Raw genomic sequence first — 13310 nt, forward strand, 5'->3', positions numbered from 1 at the left:
CTGAGCTGATCGACCACGTGCGGTCCGGGCGTGAGCATCCCCTCGCCCCGCTTGCGGGGAGAGGGACGCGTCTCCCCCTCGTCGGGGAGCGCGTCGAGGCGGCAGCCGAAGGTGAGGGGGCGATTCCGAAGGAGTCTTCTCCGACTTCGCCCCCTCACCCTCGCTCCGCTCATCACAGGCACGACAACGTGCTTGTGATCCTCTCCCCGCCTGCGGGGAGAGGGGAACCCGCTTATCCGTAGGGTTAGCGCTGCGCCAGGGTCTCGATGATGGCCGGCGAGGTCGGGGCCGGCATCTGCCCGGTGAGGGAGGCCGAGAGCATCGTCGGCAGGGTCTGATCGTAGCGCATGACGAGGGCGGCGAAGCGCGACGGCTCGGTCTCGTAGGCCGGCTTGAACCCGCGCACCCGCATGAGCGCGGGAACCGAAGCCGCCACCATCCAGCGCGACCAGACCGCCTCGGCGACGAGGACCGGGCGGCGCTGGGCCGGAATCACGATCACGTCCTGGCCGGCATAGGCGAGGGCCTCGGGCCGGCTGACATCGCCGAGCGAGACGCCCTTGGCGGAGAGGGCGGCCCAGAAGGGATGCTGTGCCCCGTCCGAATAGGTGGTGCGCACGGCAGCGCTCCCATCCTCCACCAGGCTTGCGATGCGCGCCTCCTCCTGCACCCGGCGCGCCGTCACCAGCGATTCCAGGGCGGGGTCCTTGTAGGGAAGGAAGGCGTAGCGGCCGGCGGTGACGGTGACGTTCGGCTCCTCGCCCGTCGCCTCGAACCGGTCCGAACCTTCCTTGAGCTGGCGCCAGAAGGCGATGTTCGGGTCCGTCCGGTAGCGGGCCATGTTCGCCGCGCTCATCCGGAACGGGTAGGACTGGAACTGGAACGCCGCCTGTCCGCCGGCGAAGGCGTCACGCGCGATGGCGTAGATCTCGCCGACGACCTGGTCGGTCATGGCGAAACACCCCATCGACGAGCAGACGCCGTGGACCATCACGGCCGAGCCGGTGAAGCCGTGCGCGCGGTCATAGGCGTTGGGGTAGCCGACATCGAAGGAGAGGTAGTAGCTCGAATTCGGGTTCATCTGGCGCGGGGGCACCGAGTAGAACCCTTCCGGCGTCTGGCGGTCGCCGGTCTTGCGCTTGGGGCCGAGCTGGCCCGACCAGCGGCAGATCGGAAAGGTCTTGATATGGACGAAGCGCCCACTGGCGGCTTTCTTCCAGACCTCGATCTCGGATTCCTTCTTGTAGGCCCTGAACAGGACCGGCGCCGAGGCGCTGGTGCCCTTCTGGCTCATCAGCGCGAGGGTCGCTGCCGGGATCGGAGCCGTGGCCTTGGCCGATTGCGCCCGTGCGATGTCCGGCGCGGCGAGCCCCAGAGCCAGCAGGAGAAGCCAGGCGACGGCGCGGCGCTGTACGACTGGCGAGGGTAGAACGACCATGCCCGGCCCTGGAGAGGGATGCGCCGACCGACCGCCGACACCGTGCAACAGGGTGCACGAAGCCTTGCTTATCCCATCCCAATGGGGCGGCAATAGGGGAAGCGCCGCCGCCCTTCTTCTTTGGTCGACCGACGATCATTGACGCCGACCGAAATGTGAAGGTGCGGCGGATCGAGGGACGCTCTGTCGCGAAGATCACATCGGAGGGAGATATCGTCGGCCTGGCATTCGTGGGTTGTCACCCCATGCCGGCAATGGAGCATCGAGATGCTGCGACCCATCAATCCGCCCGGTCCCTCGATTCCCGGCATCTCGCAGGCGATGCTGGTTTCGGAGGGCCGATTGCTCATTCTCTCGGGCCATGTCCCCTTCGATGGCGCCGGCGAAGTGGTCAGCGGGGATCTGGCGACCCAGCTCGATCGGGTGTTCCAGAATATGCAGGCGACGCTCCACGCGGCGGGCGCCGATTTCAGCGCCGTCGCGCGTCTCACGATCTATGTCCGGGACTATGATCCAAGCCAGCTCCCAATCATCCGGGCTGTGCGCGATCGCTGGATCAACGCCGAATGCCCACCGGCCAGCGCATTGATCGGCGTTGCGGCGCTGGCATTCCCCGACATGTTGGTCGAGGTGGATGCGATGGCGTTCCTGCCCGCCTAGCCACGCCACTGGTCAGCGGCAGCGGCGTGGCGAAGCGGACCGGAGGGGACAGCGGCCGGCAATGTCGGACGGGCCACCGGCGACGAGTAGGGGCGTGTCACGGCCCCGTCAGGCGGCCATCACCGTGTTGCGCTCCACATGCAGCACCGCGCCGAAGGGATCGTTCGCGTCGAGCGTATCGGTACTCGGCAGGCAGACGATGAGGCCGCGACCGGCTCGCGCCGCGCGCAAGCTGGCGAGGCGCGTCCTGATCTCGGCGGCCTTGCCGTCGTCCAGCGCGATGGCGACGACCACGATGTCCGGTTTGCGCACGAGGCAGCGGGCGAGGTCGATGCCGATGCGCTCGCGCGAGCCGATGGCGTTCTCCCCGAGGCTCGCCCCGCCGCCGCCCATGCCCGGCTCCACGCGGCTGGCGAGGCCGAGCCGGTAGACGGTTGATTCGAGGCCCTGCTGCACCAGGACCCGGCGCACCAGGGCTCGCACCCGCGGCTCCGCCCCGGCCTCCTCGCCGTTGATGCGGCCGAACAGGAGGTTCTCCTCCAGGCTGGCGGCCGGGTTCAGCCGGTCGGGATCGTAGAATTCCACCGCCGAGCGCAGGTTCTGAGGCAGAAGCCGCGCGAAAGAGTGGCGTGCGGCGACGATCCGGTCCTCGAAGGCGGCGTCGATGAGGCCGAACCGGTGTCGCGTCTCGCTGTAGCGAAGCGCCAATCCGATCAGGCGCTTGCGGTCGCGCTGGCCCGCCGGGCCCCGGCGCCAGCCCTTCGCCTCCGGCTGACGGCTGACGAGATCCTCGAAGAACCCGCGCTCGGCCGCGGGAAACAGCGAGAACGCGTCGAAGAGCGGGTGGTCGTCCGGAAGGTCCGCGAAGATCTCGATGGTGCTGCGCGCCACCTGGAGCCCGATCTCGGTGAAGGGCCGGGTCAGGTCCTCGGCCTCGAGCACGGCGCGCAGGTAGGGATGGGCCGCGATATGGCTGCCGGAGAAGGCCGGTCCCACGGCCTCGCCGAACAGGATGTTCTCGCCCACCGTCGCCTGATGGTTGTAGCGGGCGGGATCGAACGGCTCCACCAGCCGCGCCGCCTTGTCCTCTGCCAGGGCCTCCCGCACGGCGTGGCGGGCGGAGACGATGGAATCGGCGATGCCGGGCTCGGCGTTCGGGTCCACCGTTCCCTCGAGGCCGCGCGCATAGACGAAAGTGTCGAGCCCGGTCAGGTGCAGCACCTCGATGAGGTCCGCCTCGGACGGCTTTTCCTGCCGAGCCGCGCCGTAGAGGATGTTCTGTTCGAGCGTGCCCTCGATCAGGATCGCCTCGGCGCCGGCCAGCGCGATGTGGCTGGCGCGCTCGGCCGGGTCGAGGCTGCGCAGGTCGATCCCGTCATAGGTCACCGCGCCCGCGGTGGGTTCGAGCTGTCCGGCCAGCAGGGCGGCCAGCGCCCGCGCGCCGCTGCCGCGCTCGCCCACGATGGCGAGGTGGGAGGGCATCGCCACGGTGACGTCGACGCCGGCGAGGCGTTCGCCGCTGGCGGGATCGTAGACGCCGACGCCGGACGCGGCGAGTTCCCCGCCCTTCGGCAGCGCAGCGAAGGCGCCGGGCCTGTTGCCGCCGCGCCCTTCGAGGGACACGAGCGTCGCCGCCAGATCGCGGAAGACCGGCGCCACGGCCTCATGGATCGAGCGCAGGCGTAGCGTCACCGCCAGGGCCAGAACGGCGAGGGCGAAGCCGCCGCCGGCCGCCACCAGGGCACCGGGCTCCACCGGCATCGTCGTGCCGTCGTGCCCGCGCCAGAGCGCCACCGCCACGACGATGGCAGGCAGCAGGATGACGAGCGCCGTGGACGGCGCGCGCGCATAGGCGAGGCGCGATTCCGATGCCGCCAACGCGTCGCGGGTGCTGGCCCCCTTGGCGGCGAGGCGGCTGCGCTCGAAGGCCGCCGCGCCGTGAGCGCGTACCGCCGGCATCCGCCGGATGAGATCGGCGAGGGCCCGCCCCGCCGCGCCCCCGGCCCGCAGACGCAAAGCCGCGCGATCGTGCACGCGCCGCTGGATCAGGGCGCGGGCGAGCCCAGATGCCAGGAGGCCGACGGCCACGGTGGGCATCAGGCGCGGGGCGGCCAGCGCGGCGAGAATCAGGGCGAGGATCCCGCTGCCGATCGCCAGCGCCGGCACCAGGACCGCCAGTCCGAACAGGGTGTCGAGGCGGCCCAGCATGTCGGCCAGGATCTGCGCCAGGGCGCGGGCCTCGTCGCGGGCGCTCGGCGGCGCGCGCAGGATCGCCTCGGTGACCCGACCATGCAGGGCCGCCACCGTGCGCGCCTGCGCCTGGAAGCAGAGGCGCGCCACCGCCCAGCCGAGGCCGGCCGAGGCCAGGGCCGCCGCCGCCAGGCCGAGGAAGGCCGCGCGCACGAGATCGGCCGTGGGCAGGGCCCAGCCGGCAAAGGCGACGAACGGCTCCGCGTCGCCCGTCCGCCACGGCAGCGTCGCGGTGATTCGCAGGAACCGGCCCGCCGTTTCGGTATCGTGGACCTGGACGCCCACGAGGTCGCGCATGCACAACAGCGCGAGAAACGCGAGGGGCCCCCCGAGACCGAGCGCGAGCCCGACCGCGGCGACATGCTCGCTCCGCGCGGTCCGCCAGGTGAAGGCGATCGGATCCCGGTCCATCGGCACTCTGTGCAAATCGCCCCGGGAAACCGAGGCTCGCTGAGCGGCTTAGAGGATCGGGCCCGGCGACGAAAGCGCTGGCGCGCACCTCGGCGGGCCATGCCGCCATTCTCCCGGCGCCGTTCTTCAGCCTTCGTCCATCGCGCCGGGAGCAGCCATCCGGCGCTACACGCGCGCCACGAATGCTCTGCCGTGTTCGCGCCAGGCGATTTTCGTCACGGCATCGTCTTACGGCCAAGCTAGCACCGCGCCGCCAACAGGCTGCTGCCTTTTTCCGTGCGAGGCTTCCGTGTCCACACCACTCAAGACCGCCCTGCTTGCCGCGACGTGCCTCCTGCCTGTCGGTGCGCAGGCGCAGCAGATTCCGACCTCGCCGGGCATCGGCTTCACGAACAGCACCTCGGTCGTCCCCGGGACGGTCATTCCGCGCGTCCTCGACAGCTACATCGGCCTGATGACGTCCAATCCCGCCGTCATGATCCAGAACTACCAGACGGTGGTCGGGATGACGCAGGCCCGGAATGCGGACCAGACCCTGGCGGCGATCCACGACGACCGCACCGTACAGGCCTACAGCATCCTGAACGGGCTCGGCCCCCTCACCTCCGCCTACCTCACCGGGGCCGGGGCCTCGTTCACCGGCACCCGGCCGACGAGCCTCACGCCGACCACCTATGCGACGACGACGCTGGCCGACTACGCGGCCAACCTCAGCACCGGCGCGAGCGCGAGCGGAGGCGCGACGAGCTTCGGCGACGGGACGGCGACACCCCTCGCGGCGGCGGTCAGCTTCATCGACAACACGGTCCGGGCCAATGCTTCGACGGAACCGTCGAAGCGGGTCTTCGGGCGCTACCAGGGCCCCAATCCGGCCATCGACCCCCTGGCGCCCCGCTTCAACGATTACAACGCCATCACGAACAAGGCGGGCCTGACCACCGCGGACACGGCGAACTTCGTCGTGCCCGGCTACCTCTCCAATTTCCCCGTTCCGGCGGTCTACGGAACGACCGACCGTTGGGTGAAGGGCTTCACCGTCACCCAGGAGATGATCGATGCCAATGGCGGACGACCGCTGACGGCTCCCAATGTCGGCTCCTTCGGCCCCACCGGCGCCTTCAACCCGACGACGTTCGGGGTCGGCGAGTACGTTCCGGGAATCGGGACCTCGCCCCGTCCGTTCCGCGTCAGCACGGCGGTCGACGTGCCGACGCTGCTCAACCCCCGCACCAACACCACGAATGCCTACGCGGATGGCGGCTATCCGAGCGGCCACACCAATTCCGGCTATCTCCAGAGCCTCGGTGTCGGCTTCCTCGTCCCGCAGCGGATGCAGGAACTCCTGACCCGTGCCTCCGAGCTCGGTAACAACCGCATCCTGACCGGCATGCACTCGCCCCTCGACGTGATGGGCGGCCGCATGCAGTCGACGGCGATCGCCGCCACCAACATCTACGCCGCCCTCTACGACGCGGCCGGCAACCGGATCGACTGGACCAACCCGGCCAATGCCGGCGCCTACGCCGTGTATCAGGCCTACCAGCAGACCCAATCCTACCTGGCCGCGAGCTGCGGGGCGGGGACCGTGGCGGGGTGCCTCGCCGCAGGCGCGGCCTCCGGAGCGGCCGATTCCTTCGGCAACGCCGCGCAGAACAAGGCGGATTACACCGCCCGGATGACCTACGGCTTCCAGCCGACCGGACCCAGCACGCCCCTGACGGCCGCCGAGGTGCCGGTCCAGGCGCAGGTTCTGCTCCTCACCCGCTTCCCCTATCTCAGCGACGCCCAGCGGCGGGAGGTGCTGGCGACGACGGGCCTGTCCTCGGGCTACCCGCTGCTCGACGGCAACACCTATGACGGCTGGGGCCGCCTGAATCTCGTAGCGGCGGCGGACGGCTACGGCGCCTTCAACGGCGCCGTCACGGTGACGATGGACGCCGCCAAGGGCGGGTACGACGCCAGCGACACCTGGCGGAACGATATCGGCGGAACCGGCTCCCTGACGAAGGCCGGCACCGGTACGCTCACCCTCACCGGCACGAACACCTATTCGGGCGGTACCACCATCGCGGGCGGTACCCTCGTCGCCTCCGCCGCCAGCCTCGGCTCGGGTGCCATCACCGACAATGCCAGCTTGATCCTCGACCAGGCCACCGACGGAACGCTGGCGAATTCCATCGCCGGCACCGGCATCCTGACCAAGGCCGGATCCGGTACTCTCAACCTGACCGGCACCAGCACGTTCAGCGGTCTCACGGGCGTCGCGCAGGGGCGTCTCGACGTGAACGGCAGCCTCGCGCATTCCGTGGTGACGGTGGGCGAGGGCGCCGCCATCGGCGGCACCGGCACGGTGGGCGGGCTCGTGGCCCGGTCCGGCGCGGCGGTGGCGCCGGGCAATTCCATCGGCACCCTCAACGTGGCCGGCAATGCCAGCTTCGCGCGCGGTTCCACCTTGCAGGTCGAAGCCAACGCCGCCGGCCAGTCCGACCGCGTCGCGGCGACCGGCACCGCCACCCTCGACGGCGGCACCGTCCAGGTGCTGGCCGGTGCGGGCCGCTACGACCCGCGCACGAGCTACACCGTCCTGACCGCCGCCCGCGGCGTCACGGGGCAGTTCGCCGGCGTCACCTCCAACTTCGCCTTCCTCACCCCGACCCTCCGCTACAGCGCGGGGGCGGTCGACCTGACGCTGACCCGCAACGACATCGCCTTCTCCACCATCGCCCAGACCCGCAATCAGGCCGGCGTCGCCGACGCCATCCAGGCGGGCGGCGCGGGCTCCGCCCTCTACGGGCGCACCGTCGGACTGACCACGCCCGAGGCGCGCGCCGCCTTCGGGGCGCTCACCGGCGACATCCACGCCAGTGCCGCGAGCGCCCAGTTCGAGACCGCCTTCTTCGTCCGCGAGGCCATCCTCGACCGCCTGCGCTGGGGCGCGGCGGAGGTCGCCGATTACGGCAGCCTGCCGGCCACTTACACGGCCGACCTGCCGGGTCGGTCCGCTCCGGTGGCGCCCGTGCCCGTGCGGGTTCTCGACCCGCGCGTGTTCGGGCTCTGGGGACAGGGTTTCGGCAGCTTCGGCCAGGCCCGTAGCGACGGCAACGCCGCCGGGCTCTCGCGCCAGACCTCCGGGTTCGTGCTCGGTGCGGATCTCCGTCTGGAGACCGGCTTCCGCCTCGGCGTGGCCGGTGGCTACACCGCGACCAGCCTCGACAGCGCAGGGCGCCTCTCATCGGGCACGATCGAGAGCGGCTTCGGCGGAGTCTATGGCGGCTTCGAGCGGGGGGCCTTCGCGCTACGCCTCGGTGCGGTCTATGCCGACCAGTCGAGCCGCATGAGCCGGGTCGTGAGCTTCGCCGGGTTCTCCGACAACGACACGGCCCGCTACGGCGGCTCCACCGTGCAGGGCTTCGGCGAGGTGGGCTACCGCTTCTTCCTGGGCGCTGCCCAGCCCGTCCTGGTCGCCAAGGGCGGGGCGGCTCCGGCCCCGGTCCAGCAGACCTATATCGAGCCCTTCCTGGGCGGGGCCTACGTGTCGATCGGACGCGACCGCTTCACCGAAGCGGGTGGGCTGGCGGCGCTGACGAGCGCGGCGCAGACCACCGAGGTGGCGACCTCGACGTTGGGCCTGCGCGGCCAGACCAGCTTCGATCTCGGGTCCGGTGCGCCGGTCTCGCTGAACGGGTTGGTTGGCTATCGCCGGGCCTATGGCGACGTGGTGCCGAAAGCCCTCCTGAGCTTCGGCACGGGGCCGAGCTTCCTCACCACGGGCACGCCGATCGGCCGGGACGCCCTGGTGGCACAAGCCGGGCTCGACGTGCGGGTGGCGCGCGGCACCACGCTGGGTGTGTCCTATACGGGCCAGGTGGGCGAGCGGGCGCAGGACCATGCCGTGAAGGGCAACTTCACCTATCGGTTCTGAACCTTACGGCGGACATTGCGCCGCCGGACCGCGCGGGTCCGGCGGCGTTTACATCCCAGGAGGAAATGGCCTCCGAAGGTCGTGCGCTTTCTCGGTGCCGACCAAGGCTTTCTGCGCGAGGAAGGCTGTTTGCGTGAAGCGGAGCGTTTCGGAAGGATTACCGGCTCCCGCGGGTGGGAAAATCCTCTAGAGTGGGTAGCTTGGCGGTCTCCCCAAGGACTCCGTCCTCCGCAAGCCCACCCGTTCCTCCCACGCGAAGTCCCCGAACCTCCATGTGCGAATTGCTCGGCATGAGCGCGAACGTGCCCACCGACATCCGTTTCTCCTTCGCGGGCCTCGCCCGGCGCGGCGGGGAGACCGGGCCTCACGCCGATGGATGGGGCATCACCTTCTACGAGGGGCGGGGCGCGCGCGCCTTCCACGAGCCCGAGCCGAGCGCGCGTTCGGTCCTCGCCAAGCTGCTGCGCGACTACGCGATCAAGAGCCGGATCGTGATCGCGCATGTCCGCAAGGCCAATCGCGGGCGGGTCGGGCTCGAGAACACCCATCCGTTCAGCCGTGAGCTCTGGGGCCGGCGCTGGACCTTCGCCCATAACGGCCAGCTCAAGGGTGTGAAGAAGTGGCCGCTGACCTGGTTCAAGCCGGTGGGCTCCACCGACAGCGAATACGCGTTCTGCTGGATGCTCGACCGGCTGCAAACCCGCTATCCGAGCCTTCCGAGCCCGGCGCGGCTCGACACTGCCGTCGCTGAACTCTGCGCCGAGCTGCACGGGCTCGGCGTGTTCAACATGCTGCTCAGCGACAGCCGGACGCTCTATGCCCATTGCGGCAAGCGCCTGTGCTACCTCACCCGCTGCGCGCCGTTCGGCACCGCGACCCTCATCGACGAGGATTGGCACGTGGATTTCGCGCAGGAGACGCGGACCGACGACGTGGTGACCGTCATCGCCACCAAGGCGCTCACCCGCGACGAGTGCTGGACCGATGTGGAGCGCGGCCACATGCTCTCCCTGCGCGACGGCATCGTCCGCATCGTCAAGCCGGGAGTGCCGAAGCCGGTGCGGATTCCTCCTCCTTGTTCCGGGGTCGGGCGTCCCGACGGTCAGACCGGCCAGGCCGCCTCGCGATAGGCGCTGTCCCAGAACATCCATTCGAGCTGCGTCGCGCGGGAGAAAGCGCGGTGCATCCGCTCTCGCAGCGAGGGCGAGACCCCGAGCGCCGCGGAATCGGTGGTCGCGATCATCTCGGCGACGGCGGTGCCGAATTCCTCGCCCGCGTAGGTGTCGATCCAGGCGGCGTAGGGATTGCCGGTGCCTGCCCGTGACAGGATGTCGGTGCCGATCTCGGCATAGATCCAGAAGCACGGGAGCAGGGCGCCGAGCAGGACCTCGTAGGGTTCGGCATAGGCCGTGGCGAGGAGATACGAAACATAGTGGTCGCAGGCCGGCGAGAGCGGCGTGGCCGCGAAGGTCTCGGCCGTGATGCCGTAATCCCGGAAGAAGCCGCCATGGAGGGAGCGCTCGACCACGATCGCCGTCTCGGCGGCCTTGGCGAATTGCACGATACCCTCGGGCTCCGGCGACTTCGCCGCCGCCAGGGCCAGCGCCCGGCCGAAGCCGATGAGGTAATGCGCGTCCTGCAGGATGTAGTGGCGAAAGCGGGCCTCACCGAGGGTGCCGGCGGCGAGTTCGGCATTGAACGGCATCGTCCGGATGGCCTCGTAGGCCGTCTCGTTGCGCGCCCAGGCTTCGGCCGAGAAGCCGTTCTCGTCGACGGGGCGGATCATGAGCGGGGACCTTCCAGGGTAAGGCTGACCCCGTGGCGGACGCGCTGGCCGGGGGCGATGAGGCGCTGTGAATCCCGGCGGGTCAGGTCGCCGTCGAACCCGGCCCAATCGGCATGGCCAGTCCAGCATTCCAGGGACAGGAACGGCGCCGTGGGCTTCGTCCAGATGGCGAGATGCGGGAAATCCGAGACATCCATGCGGATGGCGCTGCCGTCGGGCGCGGTGAAGCGCATCCGTGCGCTCGCCGCATCGCGCAGGACGATGGCCTCGGCGAATAGGTCGGGATCGAGGGGCAGGATGCGGCCTTCGAGGGGGAACGGACGCTCCTGGCGCAGGAGCAGGCCGCCATCCCCCACCTCGGGCGCCAGAGCCCGTTCGGGGTGCTCGAACTCCACCGCGTAGCCGCCTCCCGCCTTGCGCTCTCCGCCGGCGAAGGGCCAGGGGAAGGCCGGGTGGAAGCCCAGCGCGTAGGGCAGGTTCGTCCCACCGGTATTCTCGATCCAGATCTCGAAATCGAGATGGGCCGGGCCGACCCGCGTGGTGATGTCGAGCTGGAACGGATAGGGGTAGCGGGCGCGCGTCGCCTCGCTCTCGATGAGGCGCAACGTGACGCTGTCGTCGCTCTGCGAGACGATCGTGAAGGGCAGGTCGCGGGCAAAGCCGTGCTGGCCCATCGGATAGGCCGTGCCATCCACCCGGACCACGCCGCCGGACGAGGCGCCGACCACCGGGAAGAGCCAGGGTGCATGCCGGTTCCAATGCGCCGGATCTCCGTTCCAGAGATACTCTCGCCCACCCACCTGCCAGGAGACGGGCTCGGCACCGGACGCCGCGACCACCGCCACGGTGCCGTCTCCGGCCTTGAGAGTGATGCGGTCGCTCATGTGGTCTTCCTCGGTGCTGTCACGCTCGGGGCTTTCACGCTGACGCGGTTGTGGCCGCAGGCGGATCGCCGGTCCAGCCTCGACAGGGACGATTAAGCGTTCACCGTTACGGAGAAATCCCGGCGCCTCGCCAAATTGCCCATACGGCTGGTCCGCCAAGTCAGGCATACAGTATTATGGCCAAGCTGATTCGGTCGGCCGCACCGGGTCCGTCTGGCTGAAACGTTCCCCATGGCCGACCTCCCGTCATGACGCTCACATCCCGTATCGTCGCGCTGGTCGTGCTCGCCCTCGTCCCTGCCATCGCGGTCCAGAGCTTCAACGAGCACGCGCTGCGCAGCGCCCGCGAGGATGCCGTGACGGCCTCGGCAATGCGCAACGCCCGCGCGGTGGCGGAAGACCTCACCCAGTTCGCCAGCGGCATGCGCCAACTCCTCGATATCCTCGCGGAGGCTCCGTTCATCCGCGACCAGGAAGCGGCGGGGTGCACCAGCTTCCTGCGCTCCATCATCCGCAAGCTTTCCGGCGCCACGATCCTCATCGTGGCGGATGCGAAGGGGCAGCTCGTCTGCAACAGCCTGGGAATGGAGCGGGGCGCTTATTCCATCGCCGACCGGACCTATTTCCAGAAAGCGATGCAGTCGGGCGTGCCGGTGATCGGGGAATATGTGGTCGGTCGCGGCAGCCGGGTTCCCACCATCCAGTTCGCCTATCCGATCCGGGATTCCAGCGACAGGTCCTCCGGCCTGCTCATCTTCGGCTTCGATCCCGCCTGGCTGGGCGAGCGGCTGGCCCATGCCGGGCTGCCCAAGGACGCCGCCGTGACGGTGACCGACCGCAGCGGCACCATCATCGTCCAGAATCCCGATCTCGGCTCCTGGGTCGGTCAGACGATGCCGGCCGCCTTCGCGTCCGGTCTGGACAGGGCCAGCACCCTCGGAAGCGCCGTCGAGATGCCCGGTCTCAACGGAATTCGCCGCATCACCAGCGTGGTCCGTCCCGATGGCGCCCTCGACGGGATGACCGTCGCTGTGGGCCTCGCCCGCGATACCGCCTTCGCCGATATCGATGCGGCGACGCGGCGCGGCGTGATCCTGATCTTCCTCGGGACGCTCGTCGCCATCGTGGCGGCTCTGATCGGCGGCCGCGTCTTCATCCGCAAGCCGGTGCGGCGGCTGTTGAAGGCGTCCCGCGCCTGGCGTTCCGGCCAGCTCTTCGCCCGGTCGGGCCTGACGGGCCGCTCCGAATTCGGCCAGCTCGGCCAGGCTTTCGACGCCATGGCCGCCACGCTCGAGAAGCACGAGGACGGTCTGCGAGCCGAACTCGAACGCACGCGCAGCCTGCAGGAGCAGCAGGTGACGATGATGCACGAGCTGAATCACCGGGTGAAGAACACCCTCGCCACGGTCCAGTCCCTCGCCCGGCAATCGCGCGGCGGCGAGGAGCAGGCGGCGCAGTTCGAGGGCCGCATCCTCGCTCTGTCGAAGACCCACGATCTCCTGACCCGCGACGACTGGACCGGCGCGCCGCTCCGCGCTGTGCTCGAGAACGAGCTCAGCCCCTACCGCAGTTCGGCGGACCATATGGAACTCGTCGGCCCCGATATCGACCTGCCGCCGCGCTACGTGCTGGCCTTGGGGATGACCGCCCACGAACTCACCACCAACGCGGCGAAATACGGCGCCTTGTCAGGTAGCCAGGGCCGCCTGTCGGTGATCTGGCGCGTCACCGAGGATGGCATGGGTGGCCGGCGGCTGGAAATCGAGTGGCGGGAACGCGGCGGCCCGGCCGTGGCGCAGCCGAAGCGCCGCGGCTTCGGCACCCGGCTCATCACCGGCGGCATCGCCCGCGAACTCGCGGGCTCGGTCGAGCTCGATTTCCAAGCCGAAGGCCTGCGCTGCCGGATCGACGTTCCGATCGAGACCGCGCCGACGGTCCGCTTCCACTGATCTACTCAAA

At 69.8% G+C, this 13310-nt stretch carries 8 protein-coding genes; 4 read left to right on the forward strand and 4 right to left on the reverse strand.

What is annotated here, in order from left to right; all coding sequences use genetic code 11:
* Nucleotides 1-244: 244 nt before the first annotated feature.
* Nucleotides 245-1438, reverse strand: a complete 1194-nt coding sequence (locus tag ACYQOP_RS08700; protein ID WP_461222102.1) for a L,D-transpeptidase family protein — start codon at nucleotides 1436-1438, stop codon at nucleotides 245-247.
* A gap of 267 nt (nucleotides 1439-1705) precedes the next feature.
* On the opposite strand from ACYQOP_RS08700, the gene ACYQOP_RS08705 reads away from it, so the two are divergent.
* On the forward strand, nucleotides 1706-2098 hold the full coding sequence (locus ACYQOP_RS08705; protein ID WP_461222103.1) for a RidA family protein: 393 nt from the start codon (nucleotides 1706-1708) through the stop codon (nucleotides 2096-2098).
* A gap of 108 nt (nucleotides 2099-2206) precedes the next feature.
* Here the strand turns inward: ACYQOP_RS08705 and ACYQOP_RS08710 are convergent, their stop codons facing one another.
* Nucleotides 2207-4759, reverse strand: a complete 2553-nt coding sequence (locus ACYQOP_RS08710; RefSeq protein ID WP_461222104.1) for an ATP-binding cassette domain-containing protein — start codon at nucleotides 4757-4759, stop codon at nucleotides 2207-2209.
* A gap of 289 nt (nucleotides 4760-5048) precedes the next feature.
* On the opposite strand from ACYQOP_RS08710, the gene ACYQOP_RS08715 reads away from it, so the two are divergent.
* Together ACYQOP_RS08715 and ACYQOP_RS08720 are read left to right on the forward strand one after the other, a co-directional pair.
* Nucleotides 5049-8681: an autotransporter family protein gene (locus tag ACYQOP_RS08715; protein WP_461222105.1), complete on the forward strand. Its 3633-nt coding sequence runs from the start codon at nucleotides 5049-5051 to the stop codon at nucleotides 8679-8681.
* A 272-nt stretch (nucleotides 8682-8953) separates the two neighbouring features.
* Nucleotides 8954-9811: a class II glutamine amidotransferase gene (locus ACYQOP_RS08720; RefSeq protein WP_461222106.1), complete on the forward strand. Its 858-nt coding sequence runs from the start codon at nucleotides 8954-8956 to the stop codon at nucleotides 9809-9811.
* Here the strand turns inward: ACYQOP_RS08720 and ACYQOP_RS08725 are convergent.
* Complete coding sequence (locus ACYQOP_RS08725) at nucleotides 9784-10467, reverse strand: TenA family protein (protein ID WP_419953062.1); 684 nt, start codon at nucleotides 10465-10467, stop codon at nucleotides 9784-9786. The two genes, ACYQOP_RS08720 and ACYQOP_RS08725, sit on opposite strands and share 28 nt — an antisense overlap.
* The gene (locus tag ACYQOP_RS08730) at nucleotides 10464-11351 is read right to left on the reverse strand and encodes an aldose 1-epimerase family protein (protein ID WP_461222107.1); all 888 of its coding nucleotides are present in this window, start codon (nucleotides 11349-11351) and stop codon (nucleotides 10464-10466) included. The genes ACYQOP_RS08725 and ACYQOP_RS08730 overlap by 4 nt, the downstream gene beginning before the upstream one ends.
* A 248-nt stretch (nucleotides 11352-11599) precedes the next feature.
* On the opposite strand from ACYQOP_RS08730, the gene ACYQOP_RS08735 reads away from it, so the two are divergent.
* Nucleotides 11600-13300 (forward strand): sensor histidine kinase, encoded by a 1701-nt coding sequence (locus ACYQOP_RS08735; RefSeq protein WP_461222108.1) that lies wholly within the window; start codon nucleotides 11600-11602, stop codon nucleotides 13298-13300.
* Nucleotides 13301-13310 lie beyond the last annotated feature (10 nt).

Source organism: Methylobacterium sp. CM6247 (assembly GCF_054817925.1).

Coding starts and splice junctions, on each gene's coding strand:
- ACYQOP_RS08700 (WP_461222102.1), bottom strand. CDS start 1,438: ATGGTCGTTCTACCCTCGCCAGTCGTACAGCGCCGCGCCGTCGCCTGG.
- ACYQOP_RS08705 (WP_461222103.1), top strand. CDS start 1,706: ATGCTGCGACCCATCAATCCGCCCGGTCCCTCGATTCCCGGCATCTCG.
- ACYQOP_RS08710 (WP_461222104.1), bottom strand. CDS start 4,759: ATGGACCGGGATCCGATCGCCTTCACCTGGCGGACCGCGCGGAGCGAG.
- ACYQOP_RS08720 (WP_461222106.1), top strand. CDS start 8,954: ATGTGCGAATTGCTCGGCATGAGCGCGAACGTGCCCACCGACATCCGT.
- ACYQOP_RS08725 (WP_419953062.1), bottom strand. CDS start 10,467: ATGATCCGCCCCGTCGACGAGAACGGCTTCTCGGCCGAAGCCTGGGCG.
- ACYQOP_RS08730 (WP_461222107.1), bottom strand. CDS start 11,351: ATGAGCGACCGCATCACTCTCAAGGCCGGAGACGGCACCGTGGCGGTG.
- ACYQOP_RS08735 (WP_461222108.1), top strand. CDS start 11,600: ATGACGCTCACATCCCGTATCGTCGCGCTGGTCGTGCTCGCCCTCGTC.